The 19,112-nt window shown below is 46.1% G+C and carries 15 protein-coding genes; 12 read left to right on the top strand and 3 right to left on the bottom strand.

Translation table 11 applies throughout. The features are described 5' to 3' along the window. The first annotated feature begins 16 nt into the window (after positions 1-16). The 4 genes from BUA75_RS04250 to BUA75_RS04265 all read left to right on the top strand — a co-directional run bounded on the left by BUA75_RS04250 (position 17) and on the right by BUA75_RS04265 (position 3,771). Complete coding sequence (locus BUA75_RS04250) at positions 17-1,765, top strand: S53 family peptidase (RefSeq protein ID WP_072873347.1); 1,749 nt, start codon at positions 17-19, stop codon at positions 1,763-1,765. 94 nt (positions 1,766-1,859) lie between these two features. Next, positions 1,860-3,065 carry an alanine racemase gene (alr, locus tag BUA75_RS04255; RefSeq protein WP_072873348.1) on the top strand — a complete coding sequence of 402 codons (1,206 nt, stop codon included), beginning with the start codon at positions 1,860-1,862 and terminating at the stop codon, positions 3,063-3,065. 78 nt (positions 3,066-3,143) lie between these two features. After that, on the top strand, positions 3,144-3,416 hold the full coding sequence (locus BUA75_RS04260; RefSeq protein WP_242650244.1) for a CopG family ribbon-helix-helix protein: 273 nt from the start codon (positions 3,144-3,146) through the stop codon (positions 3,414-3,416). A gap of 4 nt (positions 3,417-3,420) precedes the next feature. Beyond that, on the top strand, positions 3,421-3,771 hold the full coding sequence (locus BUA75_RS04265; RefSeq protein WP_072873350.1) for a type II toxin-antitoxin system PemK/MazF family toxin: 351 nt from the start codon (positions 3,421-3,423) through the stop codon (positions 3,769-3,771). Positions 3,772-3,901: 130 nt separating this feature from the next. Here the strand turns inward: BUA75_RS04265 and BUA75_RS04270 are convergent, their stop codons facing one another. Beyond that, positions 3,902-7,330: a pyruvate carboxylase gene (locus BUA75_RS04270; RefSeq protein ID WP_072873351.1), complete on the bottom strand. Its 3,429-nt coding sequence runs from the start codon at positions 7,328-7,330 to the stop codon at positions 3,902-3,904. A 146-nt stretch (positions 7,331-7,476) separates the two neighbouring features. Here BUA75_RS04270 and BUA75_RS04275 point away from each other — a divergent pair, with 146 nt between their 5' ends. Both BUA75_RS04275 and BUA75_RS04280 read left to right on the top strand, forming a co-directional pair. Next, positions 7,477-8,745 carry an adenosylhomocysteinase gene (locus BUA75_RS04275; RefSeq protein ID WP_072873352.1) on the top strand — a complete coding sequence of 423 codons (1,269 nt, stop codon included), beginning with the start codon at positions 7,477-7,479 and terminating at the stop codon, positions 8,743-8,745. 64 nt (positions 8,746-8,809) lie between these two features. Beyond that, entirely contained in the window at positions 8,810-9,559 is a 750-nt protein-coding gene (locus tag BUA75_RS04280) for a gamma-glutamyl-gamma-aminobutyrate hydrolase family protein (protein WP_129583514.1), read from the top strand. Here the strand turns inward: BUA75_RS04280 and BUA75_RS04285 are convergent. Then, entirely contained in the window at positions 9,544-10,299 is a 756-nt protein-coding gene (locus tag BUA75_RS04285) for an alpha/beta hydrolase (RefSeq protein WP_072873353.1), read from the bottom strand. The genes BUA75_RS04280 and BUA75_RS04285 overlap by 16 nt on opposite strands. A 275-nt stretch (positions 10,300-10,574) precedes the next feature. Here BUA75_RS04285 and BUA75_RS04290 point away from each other — a divergent pair, with 275 nt between their 5' ends. Then, positions 10,575-11,225: a peroxiredoxin gene (locus BUA75_RS04290; protein ID WP_072873354.1), complete on the top strand. Its 651-nt coding sequence runs from the start codon at positions 10,575-10,577 to the stop codon at positions 11,223-11,225. Between the two features lie 109 nt (positions 11,226-11,334). Here BUA75_RS04290 and BUA75_RS04295 read toward each other — a convergent pair whose 3' ends face one another. Further along, positions 11,335-12,156, bottom strand: a complete 822-nt coding sequence (locus BUA75_RS04295; protein ID WP_072873355.1) for a methyl-accepting chemotaxis protein — start codon at positions 12,154-12,156, stop codon at positions 11,335-11,337. Between the two features lie 188 nt (positions 12,157-12,344). Between BUA75_RS04295 and BUA75_RS04300 the strand changes: the two genes are divergently transcribed. The 5 genes from BUA75_RS04300 (at position 12,345) to BUA75_RS04320 (ending at position 18,681) form a co-directional block, all read left to right on the top strand. Continuing rightward, positions 12,345-12,605, top strand: a complete 261-nt coding sequence (locus BUA75_RS04300; protein WP_072873356.1) for a DUF2642 domain-containing protein — start codon at positions 12,345-12,347, stop codon at positions 12,603-12,605. Between the two features lie 157 nt (positions 12,606-12,762). Further along, positions 12,763-14,346: a GtrA family protein gene (locus BUA75_RS04305; RefSeq protein ID WP_072873357.1), complete on the top strand. Its 1,584-nt coding sequence runs from the start codon at positions 12,763-12,765 to the stop codon at positions 14,344-14,346. A gap of 81 nt (positions 14,347-14,427) precedes the next feature. After that, entirely contained in the window at positions 14,428-15,396 is a 969-nt protein-coding gene (locus BUA75_RS04310) for a glycosyltransferase family 2 protein (RefSeq protein ID WP_083574074.1), read from the top strand. Between the two features lie 168 nt (positions 15,397-15,564). Continuing rightward, positions 15,565-16,938: an MFS transporter gene (locus tag BUA75_RS04315; RefSeq protein WP_242650245.1), complete on the top strand. Its 1,374-nt coding sequence runs from the start codon at positions 15,565-15,567 to the stop codon at positions 16,936-16,938. 294 nt (positions 16,939-17,232) lie between these two features. Further along, positions 17,233-18,681 (top strand): MFS transporter, encoded by a 1,449-nt coding sequence (locus tag BUA75_RS04320; RefSeq protein WP_207549705.1) that lies wholly within the window; start codon positions 17,233-17,235, stop codon positions 18,679-18,681. Positions 18,682-19,112: the final 431 nt, after the last annotated feature.

Consider the following 19,112-nt stretch of genomic DNA (forward strand, 5'->3'; position numbering starts at 1 on the left):
AAAGGGGGTAGAATCCGTGAAATTACGCTCTAAATATTTGCGAGTCACAGCGGCTACAGCGTTGCTCGCCACACCTATTGGAGTTATGGGGTCCATGCCGACAGCACAAGCAGATACAACCAATTGGGTGGCTACGCATACGCAAGCTTTTGTACCTACCAACGCAACCAACTTGGGTTCGTTGCCCGCTTCTACGGAATTGACGGTGGTGATTGGCCTGCAAATGCAGAATCAGTCGGGACTGGAGCAGTATATCCAGGATATCAGCACGCCGGGCAACGCGCTCTATGGACAGACGCTGACACCGTCTCAATTTGAAGCCACCTACAGTCCTTCGAGCAGTACGGTGGACGCTGTGACTTCCTATTTGGAAAGTCAGGGGTTGAGCAATATTCAGGTATCTGCCAACCGCCTATTAATCACAGCTACCGGTACAGCGCAACAGTTGGAAAGTGCCTTCAACACGCAAATTGATCAATTTTCCATGAATGGCCGTACGGTTTATGCTAATGTCGATCCGGCCTACGTTCCATCCTCACTTGGTGGAGCTGTGGTAGCAGTTCTGGGACTAACCAATGCAGCTCAAATGCAGTTGCCCCTGGCAACACCGACGCCAACGACTTCCACCTCACTGCCCAATTATCCAGCCAGTTATAACCCACAAGGTTTTTGGAAGGCTTACAATATTGGCAATACTCCGCAAGCAACAGGAACCAATATTGCTATTTTTGCAGAAGGTAACTTGACGCAAGTAGTTCAAGATTTGCGTACAGAAGAGGCTGCTAACCAGTTGCCGCAAGTTCCTTATACGATTGTGCAGGTTGGCATTGCCAGCAATGATACTTCTGGAGCAGATGAGTGGGATTTGGACACGCAGTATTCCACGGGGATGGCAGGCAATGTGGCGCATCTCTATATTTATGACACCACATCCTTGACGGATTCTGACATTGCTCGTGAGTTTAATAAATTTGCTGAACAGGATGTTGCTAAAGCGGGAAGTGCCTCTTTTGGCGAATGTGAATACGACGCCTATTTGGATGGCTCGATGCTTGTTGATGATGAAGTGTTTGCTGAAGCTGCTGCACAAGGACAGACGACTTTCGCTTCCGCAGGTGATACGGGAGGATTTTGTGCAGTTACGCCGACGAATGGAGTCCCCGCTGGTGTACCGGATGTCAATTACCCAGCATCCTCACCGTATGTAGTGGCAGTTGGCGGTACAACATTGATTACCAACAGCGATGGCAGCTATGACGAAGAATTAGCTTGGACAGGCGGCGGCGGTGGTACAAGTTACTTTGAATCTGCTCCGTATTGGCAAAATGGCATTGTGCCACCAACCACGAATGTCGGCAAAGGTTTGCCAGATATCGCTATGGATGCAGATCCAAACAGTGGTGCTAACGTCTATGTTGACGGCTCTCCAGAAGTTGTAGGCGGAACAAGTCTCGCATCACCGCTTGCCTTAGGTGTTTGGGCAAGGCTGGAGACGAGTCACAACAATCAACTTGGCTTTGCTGCCCCGCTCCTTTATGGTGTCTATGGCAGTGACGGTTTCCATGATATCACACTTGGTGATAGTGGTCCCTATCCTGCTACACCAGGTTGGGATTTTGCAACAGGACTCGGCAGCTTTGATGTAAGCAATATGAATACCGTTATGGATCAATACGCACCTATGCAAACTGCGCCAGCTCCTGCACCAGCTCCAGGACCGGCTCCAGGACCGGCTCCAGCACCAGGTTCGCAACCTGCGCCTTAATTTTGCTGGCTACTTGCGTCCATGCTAGATTCTCGCTGACAATAAGAGAATCATACTCAACTCGGCTGCAAGCCATGGCATGGAGGCGTCCATCATGTTTCGCGGTACGTTTGCGGTAATTGATTTATCAGCTCTGGTCAATAATGTAAAAAAAATTCAAAGTGTTCTCCCACAGGGAACGAAAATATTGGTTGCAGTGAAAGCCAATGCATATGGCCATGGCGATATCGCCGTGGCCAAAGCTATTGAAAAAAGTGGATCTGCGCACATGCTGGGACTTGCTTCTCTGGAAGAAGCGTTGCGTCTGCGGGAGGCAGGTGTGCGCATTCCTCTGCTTGTTTTGGGGTATGTCGATCCGCTCTCTTTTCCAGTTGCGTCCCAGCATCAAATTGAATTGACCTTTACAGGTTCGTCTGAAGACCTGCTTCAAGTCTCACAACTCTCTACGCCGTTACAACTTCATTTAAAAGTGGATACGGGTATGGGACGTCTGGGGTTGCGCAGTGTGTCAGACGTTCTGAAGGTTGCTGAATCCATCCATCAGCGTCCTGATCTACACTTGCAGGGACTTTTTACACATTTGGCAAAAGCGGACAGTCCTGAGGACGGTCATACATCTGCCCAGTTACGGCGTTTTGAGGAGGCATGTTCAGCGTTAGCCGCACGTGGACTATTGCCGCCACTTTTGCATGCGGCGAATACGGCAGCTGCTTTGCAACGTCAGGATGCTTTTTATCATATGGTGCGTATTGGAATTGGCGCATATGGATATGCTCCTAATGCGGATTGGCCTCCAAGCCTATCTTTGCAACGGGTTATGCACCTATACAGCACAATCACTCGTATCGCTTGGTTGAAGGCTGGAGATAGTGTCAGTTATGGAGCCACTTTTGTAGCCAAGCAAGACTGCAGAGTGGCTACTGTATGCATAGGCTATGCCGACGGCTATCCGCGCTCGCTCTCCAATCGGGGCTTTGCTATGGTCAGAGGAAGAAAAGCGCCTTTGCTTGGGCGGGTCTGCATGGATCAATTAATGCTCGATGTCACGCATATTCCCGAAGCTGAGTTGGGCGATCCGGTCACCCTGTTTGGACATTTAGCCCCTGACATCTGGAATGGTGGGGCGCTTTTCAAACAACGTCCAGAAGAACGTGAGCGTTGGATTGGAGAAACTTTTTCAGCAGCATCCAATCGGGCGGAAATGCCATTAGATACCTTATCCAGATTGGCGGGAACGATTTCATACGAGATGTTGACCTCCATCAGCAATAGAGTACCGCGAATAGAAATTTCTTTTTGATTGGATTGTTATCCCCAAAAACAAATCGATATAATAGAGAAGATTACATCGGCAGGGAAATAGGTGGAGGTGCCGGGCGTGTCAGATAGCAAACGGGTGGTTGTCTATGTTCCTGAGCAATTGCTCGAACAAGTGGACGTCGTAGCTTCCAAGTCCAGAGAGAGTCGCAGCGAGATTGTCCGTGCAGCGCTTACGAAGTACGTACAAGAAGAGCGCAAATATCAAATTCGAAAAATGATGCAACAGGGGTACCAGGAAATGGGGAGACTCAATCTTTGCTTGGCCTCGGAAGCATTCTCCGTGGAGCAGGAAGCAGGAGGTACGGTAGAACGCTTGGTCAGCGGGGGGTGATACGGTGATCGTGAAGCGAGGAGACGTGTTTTTTGCCGATTTATCTCCAGTTGTAGGCTCTGAACAAGGAGGATTTCGGCCGGTTTTGGTTATCCAGAACGACATCGGCAATCGCTTCAGTCCAACGGTCATTGTGGCTGCCATAACCGCTCAGATACAAAAGGCCAAGTTACCAACACATGTTGAGTTGCCGGCACAGCCCTACGGGCTTGATAGAGATTCAGTTGTTTTGCTTGAACAGATCCGTACGATTGACAAACAACGACTGACAGATCGCATCACGCACTTGGATGATGCCATGATGAAACGTGTCAATGATGCGTTACTCATTTCCTTAGGACTTGTCGACTTCTAGTTCTGTTTCATGAAGCTAAAAAAGTTTATCTTTATCTTAGCCAGAAATTTGCACGCTTTTCTTATTGGAATCATTCCACGGCCTCCCGCCATTTTATGAATGGATGGGAGGCCGTAGTTATAGTTAAAAATTATTCAACTATTAAAACCAAGTCTCCCGGTTCTACCATACTGCCTGGTTTGCAATAGATTTCTTTGACAGTTCCTGATTTTGGAGCTGCCAACTGCACCTCCATTTTCATAGCTTCTGTAATCGCTACTACTTGTCCGCGTTCAACAGTGTCGCCAGGTTGGACAAGTAGAGAAATGACAGTGCCTGGCATACTGGCCCCAAGTTCGCCCGCTTGTCCGCTCACTTTACGACGCGCGTCTTGAGAGAGGGGCACTGTTCGATCAAGAATGCGCACATCACGCTGTTGGCCGTTCAGTTCGTAAAAGACGGTTCGGTAGCCATCTTGGTCAGCATCGCTGATCGAAAGAAGCCGAATAATCAATGTTTTGCCGGGTTCAATCGATACGCGGATTTCCTCGCCAGGACGCATACCATAGAAAAAGGTCAGCGTATCTAACTGTGAGAGATCGCCAAATTGTTGACGATGTTTAAGAAATTCTACTGTGACCTGCGGGTACATGACGTAAGAAAGCAACTCTTCTTTATTGCTGTTGCGACCCATTTTCTCTTCGAGTTGCTGGCGTTCTGATTCCCAGTCCACTGGAGGTAAGGTTTCACCCGCCCTACCCTGCAAAGGTTGTCTGCCTTTCAGTACGGCGCGTTGTAGAACTTCAGGAAAGCCTCCGTACGGTTGCCCCATTTTTCCTTCAAAGAAATCGACCACTGAGGCTGGAAAATCGAGATCAGCCGCTTTTTCCAATAGAGAGTGCTCATCCAGCCCATTTTGTACCATAAAGATGGCAAAGTCGCCAACCATCTTAGAAGAGGGGGTCACTTTAATCACGTCACCGAGGATTCGGTTAACGGTACGATACGCTTTTTTGACCTCGTCAAAGCGTTGACCAAGTCCAAGTGCTGCTGCCTGTTCACGCAAGTTGGTATATTGCCCGCCTGGCATTTCATGCAAATATACCTCGGCGGATGCTGAAGTCAGGCCGCTCTCATATTTACTGTAATACTTTCGCACGGTTTCCCAGTAGTCGGCCAATGCCTGAAGTTCTTGCAAATCATCAGCTGGTTGCCGATCCGTTCCTTGCAAAGCGGCAACCAAGGCGTTCCAACTCGGCTGTGAAGTGTTCCCGGACATGGAGGAAATAGCTACATCCACAATATCTACTCCTGCTGTGGCAGCCATCAACAATGTCGCAATACCATTTCCGCTTGAATCGTGTGTGTGCAAATGTATAGGCAAAGACACAGCTTCTTTCAATGCTGTAATCAAGCGGACGGCAGCTATCGGTTTGAGCAAGCCTGCCATATCTTTAATGGCAAGAATATGTGCGCCAGCTTGTTCTAAATCTTTGGCAAGTTGGATGTAGTAGGCAAGATTATATTTACTTCGTGTTTCATCCAAAATGTCTCCCGTATAACAGATGGCCGCTTCAGCTATTTTGCCAACTTTTCGAACCTCATCTATGGCTACTTCCATGTTGGGTAACCAGTTGAGACTGTCGAAAATTCTAAAGACATCAATTCCTGCTTCTGCGGCTTGACGTGTGAATGCACGCACGGCATTATCGGGGTAATTCTTATAGCCTACTGCATTCGCACCGCGTAGCAACATTTGAAAGAGCAGGTGCGGAATTGCCTCGCGGAAACGATGCAGCCTTTCCCAAGGATCTTCTTTGAGAAACCGCATACTCGCATCAAATGTAGCGCCTCCCCAAACTTCCATGGAAAAAAGATTACGACCTGCTATACCCGTGGCGGGGGCTATAGCCAGCAAATCACGGGTGCGAACACGTGTCGCCAGCAAGGATTGATGAGCATCGCGAAACGTCGTGTCAGTTAATAAAAGCCGGCGCTCGGCGCGAATGTGCTCAAGGAAACGTTCTGTACCGAGGGACTGCCAAAGTTGTCGCAATCCGCTAGGTGTTGGCGACACAGTGGATAATTCAGGTGGTATCGCTACAGGCACTTCTGGTTTGGCTTCTGCTCTGTTACCATCAGGGCCATTAATCGTTACTTCTCCGATATAGTTGAGCAATTTGCTCGCTCTGTCCTTTCGTTGTGGGAAGGACAAAAGTTCTGGATGCTCTTCGATAAAGTGGACCGTGCACTGGCCAGCCAAAAATTCCGGATGTCGCACAACATTGGCTAGGAAAGGAATATTGGTTTTGACACCACGAATTCGAAATTCTTGCAAAGCTCGGAACATTTTGCGTGCTGCTTGTTCAAAATTGAGTGCAAAAGCGGATACTTTGACTAATAACGAATCGTAATAAGGAAGGACGCGAGCCCCCGTATAACCATTCCCCGTATCTAGGCGGATACCAAAACCGGCAGCTGAACGGTAAGTGGTAATACGTCCTGTGTCAGGGAGAAATCCGTTTTGCGGATCCTCTGTTGTCACACGGCATTGAATCGCTACCCCACGAGTCGTAATGCTTTCCTGGCCATGAATGCCAATTTCTGAATCGTCCAAACGATGTCCTTCGGCAATGCGAATTTGCGCTTGCACGAGATCGATTCCGGTAATCAGTTCTGTGATGGTATGCTCTACTTGAATGCGAGGGTTGACTTCAATGAAGAAAAACTGACCATCTGGCTGCAGGAGAAATTCTACCGTTCCTGCATTGACATAGCCAGCATGTTTCATCAATTGTACCGCCGCGTTGCAGATGGCGGCACGAGTTGGCTCGGGTAGAGAAGAAGGTGCGATTTCCACCACTTTCTGATGGCGGCGCTGAATGGAACAGTCTCGTTCATAGAGGTGAACGAGTTTGCCATGATGGTCACCTAAAATCTGAACTTCGATATGTTTGGGACGTTGTACATATTTTTCAATGTAAACCTCAGCAGCGCCAAAGGCAGACTTCGCTTCCGAACTTGCTCGGTCGTATGCTTCATACAATTCTTCTTGTGAATGGACTAAGCGCATACCACGACCGCCGCCGCCGCTGACAGCTTTAAGCATGACAGGGTAGCCGACTTTTTGAGCAAAAGCACTTGCTTCTTCTTTACTGACAGGTCCGTCTGTACCTGGCACAATAGGTACACCAGCAGCCTTGGCAACCTGACGGGCTTTGACTTTATCGCCAAACATCTGTAAATGTTCAATGCGCGGACCTATAAAGGTAATACCAGCCTCCTGACAGGCGCGTGCTAATTCCTCGCTTTCAGATAGAAAGCCGTAGCCTGGGTGAATTGCGTCGCATTCCGTCTCTTGGGCAACGCGAATAAGGCTGGGAATGTTTAAGTAGGCTTCTACGGCTCCAAGACCTTCGCCAATATAGTAAGCCTCATCTGCTTTGTAGCGATGTAATGCCAGTTTGTCCTCTTCGGTATAAACGGCGACAGTGCGGATGCCAAGCTCTGTGCAAGCTCTGCAGATTCGTATGGCAATCTCACCACGATTGGCTACGAGTACTTTCTGAAAATGACGCACCTTGACACCCCCAGATTAAATTTTTCGAATTATACTATAACACGTAGAGCTGTTGCTCAGAAAATGTGGTACAGAAAAAGAAAAAGCAGTAGAATGAAAGAATACGCAATTTTATGCAAAAGCATTACAAGACATAGAAAGCTGGGATGATTTTGACCACAATTCAAGACGCTGCAAAACTCTCGCAAATTCGTGATTTAGCTCTGGCACCACGGGGGCATGAAAAAATCGATTGGGCATTGGCTCACATGCCCATTCTTCGCCAATTACAAGAAGAATTTTCTCAAACTCGGCCATTTGCAGGGATGCGCATTGGCGTTTGTTTGCACATTGAAGCTAAAACCGCCTGTTTGGCATTGGCTGTGCAAGCTGCCGGAGCTGAAGTGGCGATTGCCGCCAGCAATCCGTTATCAACGCAGGATGACGTTGTGGCAGCGCTTGTAGAGCGGGGAATCGTGGCTTTTGCCAAACGTGGTGTAAACGAGGAAGAGTTTGCCCGGCAAATAGATCAAGTACTCGACTTTAATCCTCAAGCACTCATTGATGATGGTGCTGATTTAAGCAGCAAACTCCATCTTCATCGCCCTGAGCAGGCCAATCAAATCATCGGTGGATGTGAAGAAACGACTACAGGTATCACTCGATTGTCCGCTATGGCACGTTCAGGAGAGTTGCGTTATCCCATGATGGCAGTCAATGACGCTTACTGTAAACATCTTTTTGATAATCGTTACGGTACGGGACAATCGGCCTGGGAGGGAATTATTCGTGCCACCAATTTGTCAGTAGCTGGAAGTACTGCCGTGATAGTGGGCTATGGCTTTGTGGGAAAAGGATTGGCCATGCGAGCGCGTGGGTTAGGTGCGAAAGTGATTGTGACAGAAGTCAATCCAGTGCGAGCACTGGAGGCGGTTATGGATGGGTTTGAGGTTATGCCGATTGTGGAAGCTGCACGATTGGGTGATTTTTTTGTCACAGCGACTGGGAATGTGGCAGTCATTGACGAAGATGCCCTGGCAGTGATGAAAGACGGCGCTATTTTGACCAATGCAGGTCATTTTGATGTAGAAATCAGTAAACCCGCATTGTTCCGCCTATCTCTCCATAAGAAAAAAGTACGGGAACATGTCGAGCAGTATAGCATGAAAGACGGTCGTTCCCTTTATCTTTTAGCAGAAGGACGTCTGGTCAACTTAATTTGTGCGGATGGTCATCCAGTGGAAGTGATGGATTTGACGTTTGCCATGCAATTTTTGGGACTCGAGTATGTCATTCGTCACCGTCTAGAGCCCGGTTTGCATAGCATGCCAGTAGAACTTGATATGCGCGTTGCAAAAATGCGGTTGTCCGCCTGGGGTATGAAGCTGGATGAACTGACGCCCGAGCAGTCGGCGTACCTCAATTCATGGAAATAAGCTGGCCACCCTGACGGATTGCGCCGCGTTGTTTGACTTCGCAGCAGCAAAGGGGCGATCCCGATTGAACCCAATCATCGCCATGACCACTTCACGACAAAGTTGGCAAGCGTCAGATAATTCCTGGCATCTGATGGGAGCTGGACTTGCAGATGACTATGCTCGCTCGGTAGAAGATGCGGGCGGAGTTCCCTGGTTGATTCCTTACTTGCGCCATCCGGAGACCATTGCATTCGTAGCTGAACGAGCTGATGCACTTATTCTGACAGGTGGCGATGATATGTCTCCCCGCTATTACGGAGAACAGCCACGTTCAGGTTTGCGTCAAGTGACACCTGAAAGAGATTATTTAGAAAGTCTTTTGTTCGCCGCTTTTCGTATGCAAAATAAGCCTATTTTAGGTATTTGTCGGGGGCTGCAAGTTATTAACGTGCTGCTTGGCGGTAATTTGTATCAAGATCTGGAACGGGAGTGGCGCGGATGCCTCCAACATGAGCAGCACGCCCCGCGTTCCCATTTTGCACATACGGTACGTATCGATCCTGAAAGCATTTTGGCGGTCAAAAGAGAACTGGGTGAAGAAATTTGGGTCAATTCCTATCACCATCAGGCCATTCATCGTCTGGCAAGTGGACTTCGCCCTATCGCCTGGGATGAAGAAGGGCTGGTGGAGGCGTTTGTTTCCTTGGATGGAAACATTCTTGCTGTACAATGGCATCCAGAAAACACAGCGCCAGATGACACTGTGTCCAGACGAATTTTTGAATGGTTAGTAGAACGAGCAGTAACGGTTGAATCTCATTCTGGTGCGTAAGTGCGAATAAATTGGATGCAGAGGTCGGCAATTTGATCTTTATCGTGATCAAGCGTAGCTACGTGGTAAGAGTGAGCTAAGGCGATACGCTGTTTTTCTGGTGAGCCGAGCATCTGCATCCAATCTTCTGCATTTTCAGCACCTACCACATGGTCTTCATTGGAGGCCAAAATCAAAGCAGGACATTGAATATCTGCCAGGATAGGACGAGTTTGGTCAATCAAGTGCGACAATTCGCGTAATGAACGGAGTGGAGTACAATCGTAAGCCAACTCTTGCACGCCTTCTGCCCGAATATCACTCCCAATAGCAGGTAAAAAACGGGGCTCACTCATTTCCAGCATCGGTTTTAATGCATCGTTGCGAATAACAGCGTTAATGAGAACCATTCCAGATGTCTCTGGATAGCGATGTGCGAGATTGGCGACCAAAGTTCCGCCCATCGAGAGCCCTATAACAAAAATAGTGTCACAAACGCGAGCCAATTTTTCATAACCTTGCGAGGCGGAATCAAGCCAATCTTGATAAGTTGAGCGCTCCATGTCTTCCGGATGGGTGCCGTGTCCGGCTAATCGCGGCGCATGCACGGTAAATCCGGATTTCGCCAGTTGCTCCCCTACATAGCGCATACTATGTGTCGTGCCTGTGAATCCATGTTGCAAGAGCACACCAATAGAATCTCCGTGTAAAAAGAATGGTTCGGCACCTTGCATCAATGGATGATGCTCTTGAAATTTCATAAGTGGCATTCCCCCTCCAACAGATTTGAAAACGATTTCACAAGCTTTATTGATAGAAGTATAACGTCAAATATAGAGCTTCAGCACAATTTTTTTTGCAAATGTTCCGACAAAAAAACTGAAAGATGTGTAAAATGATAAAGGGGGCTAGAAGTATACTCGCGGGGTCTCTATTCAGTGGTCTGTCGAATCGAAATCAACTTGAATTGTTATTACCCATTTTATAATATAGTAATCAGATAGGATTAATATAAATTAGGGGAGGTTTCAATTCAATGAGCGATACACAAGTCACTTTGCCAAAGTTAAATGAACCAGCTCCAGATTTTGAAGCTGTGACCACACAAGGTAAATTAAAACTCAGCGATTTTCGCGGTAAATACGTGGTACTGTTTTCCCACCCTGCCGATTTTACACCCGTTTGCTCAACTGAATTTGGCTCCTTTGCTTCCCGTCAAGAAGAATTTACAGCTCGCAACGTGCAACTGATTGGACTGTCAGTAGATGGTGTGCAAGCGCACTTAGCGTGGATTAACGATATCGAAAGAATTTTTGGTCAGAAAATCAATTTCCCCGTCATTGCCGATCTCGATATGAAAGTCTCTTCTCTATACGGCATGATTCATCCCGGGGCCTCTTCCACTGCAGCTGTACGTGCGGTCTTTGTGATTGATGACAAAGGTGTATTACGAGCTATGATTTACTATCCTATGAGCGTGGGACGTAATATTTCCGAGATTTTACGTGTAGTTGATGCCTTGCAGACAAACGATAAGCACGGTGTATCCACACCAGCCGATTGGACTCCTGGAGCGCCTGTGGTGGTTGCGCCACCAGCAACTGCTTCAGCTATTGAGTCTCAGCAAGAAGCAGAAGCAAAAGGTCTAGAGTATAAGAGTTGGTATCTGCGTACAAAAAAACTGTAAATTTATCCTGAGCAGGCTTATGAACAGAGACAAATCAGCCCCAGAGTGAACATGCTCATGGGGCCATTTTTTCGTGAGAGTGTAATTCATAGCTGCTTTTAGGGTTGGTTTAGCTTTTGATAATTTTAGCTAATTCGGTCAATTGGCTGCTTACTTTTTCTACTTCTCCTACAGCATCGGCAACACTATTAATTTCATTTGTCTGTTCATGGATAAAATGGCTGATCTCAATAATGGAAGTTGAAACTTTCTCTAATGATTCCACCATAACTTCTGAGAATTGAACAATCTGATGGCTTGAATTTTTTGTATTTTCTGACAACCTACGAATTTCACTAGCCACCACAGAAAAACCGCGTCCATGTTCACCTGCGCGTGCAGCTTCAATTGCCGCATTGAGACCGAGCATTTTGGTTTGTGTCGAGATGTCGCTAATCATTGTCGCAATACTACTAATCCGTTCCGTTGCTTGTTGAATTTGCTGGTTGTGGGTGGTCAGATGATCGGCTAATGCCTGCAGTTGCCTGGTTTGAACACGCAGTTCCTCTAATGTAGCCGTAATTTCCTGAACCATGCCAAGCATATTTTCTGAAGTGTTTTGTAAGGTTTGTTTGTTTTGGGTAGGTAAAAATATGCACATTGCACCCATGACTTCATTATTTTCTACAATAGGGACTCCTGTTCCTTGATAAGGAATACCTCCAGTAAGCGCTGGATTTCCCATACGCGTAACAATTTTTCCGGTCGTTACTGTTTCTTTGCCAATACTGCCATCTAAAAATGTTTTTCCTTGGTCGAAAACTTCAAGAAAAAAATGTTCACCAGGCAACGCGAGGATATATTTTTCCCTATCGGTCACTACGAGTTGGGCTTCAGGTATTAATGCATGAATCATGGGGGCAGCTTCTAGAATGAGTTCCAGTCGCGTCAAACCTTGTCCTTCCCTTCTGCGCAATGCCTAAATGCTGACTTTTTAAAACTTATTAAAGAAAATTCTTCCGCTCACCTCATTTCTCCTCTTTTGTAAGGCGAAAGTGCTTGATTCCAACTGTCCGTATCAGCTTGGCTTACAACAGACGTAAGATACAGCAACTTCAGAGACAAGGAGGTGCATGCCATATGAAGAGCAAATGGGTCTATCGTCGTCTGACATTTAAAGAAAAGGCTCGTCAATTGGTTGGGAAACGTGTAGTCGTCACTACAACCAACGGCACTTTCCGAGGAGTTCTTTACGCAGTTGAATACGACTATCTGACACTGCGCAGGTTTGAATACGGCAGTTATCGCAAAACCTATATTCGCATTGCTGAGATTGTTTCCCTGCGTCGCGCGCTTACTTCAAGCACAAGTTCATCCAGTCTTTCCAGTTCTAACAGCTAATTTTCCAGGTTGAAAAAAGGGCTGTCTCAAAAGTCATCGTAGATGACGGAGGGACAGCCTCTTTACATACGACACCATTCGACTTTCAGTTTCATCGAAGGTATACTTTGGCTCGAAGACCTATTGTCTGGAAATCTATGGTGAGGGTGAGAGTCGATTGGCTAGAGTCAACCTTTCGGCGGGGGTATCCTTTTTAAAATATTGTGCTACAGGTGTTGTCAATACCCTGGTATCTTATTTGGTTTTTTTGTTATTACGCCGCATAGGAGCTACGGCTGCTGTTTCCCTAGCCATAGGCTATGCCTCTGGAATGGTAACTTCTTATTTGCTCAATGCACTCTGGACATTTGCTCAACCTGTCAAGAGTGGAAGACAAGCGCTGCGGTTTTTAGTTGCTAATCTCTTTGTGTTATTGATCAGTGAAGCCTTATTGCAATGGATTATGCATCACATCACGCACGTGGCTGATGTCGCTCAAGCTATCAATCTTTTACCCACGACCTTGGTGGGCTTTTATATCAATCGAAGATATGTTTTTAAGGTGAATTCGAATCGTCTATCTCGTGATGAGAAAAATGACAATCATTTTTGGCTCTTTGGTCTGATCGCGTTCTTGCTTGTGGCTGTTCAGCGAATCATAGTTTTGTTTGGAGAATGGGAAGCTGCTAAAATTCACCATCTACCTGTTTCTGCTTATCAGCTCTGGGTAAAAGGCATGATTCACTGGGATGCGAGATGGTATTTGGAGATTGCCCAATTCGGTTACCAAAATATTGCGCAAACAGCATTTTGGCCGTTTTATCCATGGGTAATACGCTGGACCCATGAATGGACAAGCCTATCCTATCCGGTAGCAGCGATTGTTGTTTCACTGGTCTCTTTTTTCTTGGCCATTTGGGTTATGTTGTTGTGGGTGAATGGTTGGTTGGGTTTCAAAGCAGCGCTTTCTGCCGCAATTTTATTCTGTTTTTATCCTACATCCTTTTATTTCGATGCAGCTTACACAGAATCATTGTTTCTTTTATTGATGTTCTTGTCTGTAGAAGCATCTCGCCGCAATCGAATATGGTGGGCCAATATTTTTGCGTCACTGGCTACATTAACAAGAAACACGGGTGGATTAATAGGATTTATTTTGTTTTTTCAATATCTTCAAAACAAGCAAATGGATTTTCGTTTTTGGCTCCCGGTTTGGTGGAGAAAGCTAAGTTGGCAAGCTGTTGCTTTTTTGTTGCCATCCGCCAGTCTCTTGGTTTACTGCTATCATCTCAAACAGCGTTTTCACTCATGGATGCCATTCTTAAAGGCCGAAAGAAAACATTGGCATCGTCAGTTTATGTGGCCCTGGAAAGCTTTCGCACACACTTTATATCTTTATCATCATCCTCGTTTAACAGTGATGCAACATCGATATATTGCCTTTGAACTAGCAGCTTTTTTAGTCATGCTCGTTCTTTTGGTGTCAAGTCTTGGACTTTTAGCTTGGCGTCGCCGTTTTACAGAGTGGGGGGTTTTATTATACATGCTCTCCGTCTCATTCATTACGTCAAGTGAGCCTTCCATGAACATTCCAGATTACTTGGTGTCACTGCCAAGATACGTCCTTATGTTGTTCCCAGGATTTGCGGCTATAGCCAAACTGCTTCGCTCCCTCGTCTTGTGTGTTTTGATTGCTGCTCTTTGCGCGATTGTTCTTGCATGGAAATCTGGTGTTTTTTTCCGTGGTATTTGGATAGCCTGATAGGCAGGGGAGGAAAGAGTCGTGTTACCGAAACAAGTTTCATCTGAATCGATATATGTAAAAACTCGACCTGCTAAACCGCTGGTATCCATTGTTCTTCCAGCCTTTAACGAAGAAGCCACCTTGCAAACTACAATCTCTCGTATCTCTGATGTCATGCAGAATTTAGACCTAACCTACGAGATAATCGTTGTCAATGACGGTTCGTCCGACCAAACCAAAACAGTGCTTGAAGATTTGGTAAAACGCCATACTGAAGTCAAAGCGATTCATTTTTCACGTAATTTTGGACATCAGATAGCAGTAACGGCTGGAGTCGATCACGCCATTGGTGACGTAGTTGTTTTGATGGATGCTGATTTGCAAGATCCTCCTGAGTTAATTGAGCAATTTTTAGAGAAATGGCGAGAAGGATACGATGTTGTTTATGCTGTTCGTCAAAAAAGAGAAGGCGAAAGTTGGTTTAAAAAAATAAGTGCCCATCTTTTTTATCGCGTACTTCGTGCTATGACTGACATTGATATCCCTATGGATACAGGTGATTTTCGTCTGATGAGTCGAGAAGTCGCATTAACCCTCTCAGCCATCCGGGAACGCCACCGCTTTATTCGCGGCATGATTGCCTGGATGGGTTTTCGACAAATTGGCGTTCCTTATGAAAGACAAGAACGTTTTGCGGGAGAATCGAAGTATCCTTTGCGTAAGATGATCCGGTTTTCTATAGATGGTATTACTTCGTTTTCTTTCCGCCCTTTGCAGTTTGCAACACATGTCGGTGTGTTTGTCGCCTTTTGTGGTTTTCTCGGCATGCTCGCTGTCTTGTATGAAAAAATATTTACCCGCAATACGGTGCAAGGTTGGACATCACTGATGCTGGTGGTACTTTTTCTAGGTGGGATTCAGTTGATACTGCTTGGCGTGGTTGGAGAATATATTGGACGTATTTACGATGAAGTGCGTGGGCGTCCTATGTATATTGTGGAACAGAGAAGCAATCTCAATCATTCTGCACTTGAACAGGCCCAATCAATTAATAAAAATAGGGAATAAAGGAATAGGTTGATTATTCTAACATAGAGAACAGCGAATTTGCATAATTTTTGTCGATTTAGAGAAAATCATCTGATCTATTGTCTATAAAATTTGTTAAGATGTCGATGCATGCATCAGCGATTGTGAAATCGAGTTCAGAGTGTTGAGAGAGCGCTTTCTGCATGCGTGCGTAAAGTTAAATCCACCATCTTTACGCATCAATCATTATTGACAGGAGGGAAAGGAATGTCTGGTGTGGCGGTTGATACGAGAGAGCGCTGGACGAGCACAGACAGTTGGCTGTTTTGGTCATTCGGCCTCGGCATGCTACTGGAAAACTATATTTTTTCTCTCGCGCCAGTAGCTACTGGATGGGTAAAAGTACCTAAAGTGCTTGACCAACTCATGTTATCTTGGGCACCCATCTGGCTTATCATCGGAATTATCATTTTTGGTCCTATTGCCGATCGCTTTGGACGCAAGTCGACTTTTTATTTAACCATGGCTCTTTATGCGGTGGGCGGCATTATTTTGATTTTTGCTCATACGTATGTCTGGATTCTTATCGCTTTGGCTTTGCTTCTCCTTGCTTCCGGTGGTGAGATGAACACGATTATGGTGGCATCTCACGAAATGATGCCGCGTTTGCATCGGAGTAAGACGATGATGATGGAATTAAACTTTATTAATCTTGGTGCTTTCTTGCTGGGTATTTTGGCAGTCATTTCATCAGCATGGAATTCATCGGAGACGTTTCAAAAATCTACAGTGGGCGTCGCTTTAATCATTGTTTTATTTGTTCTCTTTCTGGCTCGGACTCGCACACCGGAATCTATTCGCTGGCTCATGCGTCAAGGTAGAAGAGAACAAGCAGAGGCTGAAGCCATACGTTATTATGGTGAAGAACAGGGACGGATTCGCCTTGAACCCGTTCAAAAGCGAATAGAGCAGCCCTCTGATTCCATGCTAAAAAAACGTGTTTCGCTCGGTTTGCGCTTTTATGTCACGCTGACCACAGCGTTTGCCGGATCGGCCGGATTCGGCTTAATGACCTATACGCTAGCTCCCAACTTTTTTCCCAAATTGACGTCCACCATTATTTTGATAGCTGGTGCGACCGGATTTTTTTCTGGATTCTTTGGTTTGTTTGGAGACCGTTGGAGTCGCAAGAAGCTTTTACTCACAGGATATCTCGGTACGTTTATCATTACGGTTCTCATTTATTTTACCCTTGGTGCTTGGAGTAAAAGTCTGGCCTTGTTCATTATCTTGCTTGTGATTTTGAATGTGTTTGTCAACATTGGCTATTTGACAGAAGACGCGCTGAAAGGCGAGGTTTGGCCGACCCATCGTCGGGGAACATACACGGCTATTGTCCGCTTTGTGTCCATTGGTCTCTACATCCCCACTATCTATATCTCTTATGCAATCAGCCTCAAAGGCAACATGGTCATGAATATTATCATTTGGGCTATTGGCTTGACAGGCGCGCTGCTTTGGGTAGCTCGCGGTATTGAGACGGGTAAAGGTGTTTCTATTGAAGAGGCTTCTTTAGAATAAAAATTTGCGTCTGATAGTTTATTTGTAAAAAGCTATCATTGAATATGCTTTGGGACAAGGGAAAGATTGCCCTTAGTTCTGAAGCATTTTTTTGTTGATACATGTTCACGATAAAAGATGTTCCAAACATAGGACGTTTATCTTCAGTTCGACAAAAATCACAAAACTTTTACGTCATCTTCACACAGTCTTTACAATTCCGTTTTACGATACAGATAGTCAGTCAGACCAAACATTCTGTTTGCACTCATATGAAGCGTATTTTTTGGCAATCTGGCTGATAACTAGGGGGAGGTGAAGGATTCTCGCGACGGGGTAAGCGCGGGAATCTATGAGCGAATGTCTCAGAACAACAGTTTGGTTGACGCGCTAAATGAAGCGCCGCTTGGCTTGTTTCACTTAAGAGCAGTCATTACAGCAGGGCTGGGATTTTTTACAGATGCTTACGATTTGTTTATCATTGGCGCCGCCCTTGTCCTGATTAAAAGTGAATGGCATTTAAACAGTAGCCAAGTGGGTCTTGTAGGAAGTGCTACTCTAATCGCCACATTTATTGGAGCGTTTGTCTTCGGAAGACTGGCAGATATATATGGTCGCAAGAAACTCTATGGGTTAGAAGCGGCAATTATGGGAATAGGAGCATTATTAAGCGCTTTTTCTCCAAATTTTATTTGGTTAGTTATTTTCCGTATCATTATGGGCATTGGCATAGGAGGAGATTATCCGGTCAGTGCGGTTATCATGTCGGAGTTCTCCAATACTAAAGACAGAGGAAAAACAGTCGGTCTGGTCTTTTCCATGCAAGCTTTGGGCACGATTGTTGGACCGATGGTTGCTATAACTTTAGTGGGTGCAGGAATTCAACATGATTTAGCTTGGAGAATTATGCTCGGTCTGGGAGCGATTCCGGCTTTAGCCGTTATTTATTTACGCCGTACACTTCCTGAATCACCAAGATTTGAAGCGCAGGTTAAAGGTCGTGAAGCGGAAGCAGCGAGTACCATGCGCAAATTCACCAATGGTACGGTGGATGCAAAATCGAACAGTTTAACAAAGAATGTGCAGCGTCTTACTTTCCGTCAATTTATAACCAATCCTCGTTTCCTCATCACGCTCATTGGTACGGCAGGGACATGGTTTGTATTTGACTATGCATACTATGGCAACACCATCTCCACGGGTGCCATTCTCAAACTTGTTTCTCCGCACATGTCCTTAATCCAAAATGAGGCCATCTCGCTCATGATTTTCTCAATTGCCGCAGTTCCTGGCTATGTGGTAGCCTTCCTAACTATGGATAAGATTGGTCACAAACGTCTGCAGCTCATTGGATTCTTTGTCATGGGACTGATGTTCCTCCTTATTGGGGTTATACCTGGAGTTACCAAAGATTTAATCCCATTTGTTTTGCTCTATGGGGTCAGCTACTTCTTTGCGGAATTTGGTCCGAATACAACAACTTTTGTCATGGCTGCAGAACTTTTCCCTGTTTCCCAGCGTACTACTGGACATGGTATATCAGCAGGTATTGCTAAAATTGGGGCGTTTATCGGTGTATTCATCTTCCCTGTTTTGAGCAGCCACCTAGGGCTTAACGGAACGCTTGATATCACATTTGGGTTTGCGCTGGCAGGTATTTTATTGACACTGCTCTTACCAGAACCGGCAAACAAGTCTATGGAAAGTCTCACAGATATGGGTCAACCATCATCCGTTGCCAAAACGGTCTCAACAGGAGCTTAAGTTCCGCGCTCCACTGCTCAATCTTGTCATTGTTCAAAAACGAAAATTGTCTTGGCATGAGTGGAGTGATTCGCTCGTGCTTTTTTTGTGCGCCCGGCATGGGCGTTGTCTCTACGGTGAGAGTCCGGAATGGTGAAGGTAGCAGTAGCCATTAGCTTAAGCCAAGGGTGTCCACCGTGAGGTGGAATCTGAAGGAAGGCGGCGGCAAACCTCCGACCCGAGGTTCACGAACTCCAATCGAGGCTAGCGACAGTTGGGTGAGTCTGCAAAACAAGACAAAGCCCTTGCTACCGAAGGCTGTCGAGAGTAAATGGAGCGGGTAGATGGAGGGAAAGACAACGTTCTTACCCGGGGAGGTCTGTCCGGCACGCCAGCGATGCTGGTAAGCGTTTCTGAAAGGAAACGTTGAACGGACAGAAGTCAGCAGAGGT

The organism is Alicyclobacillus tolerans (genome assembly GCF_900142255.1).
In the GTDB taxonomy this organism is placed as follows: Bacteria; Bacillota; Bacilli; order Alicyclobacillales; family Alicyclobacillaceae; genus Alicyclobacillus_I; species Alicyclobacillus_I tolerans.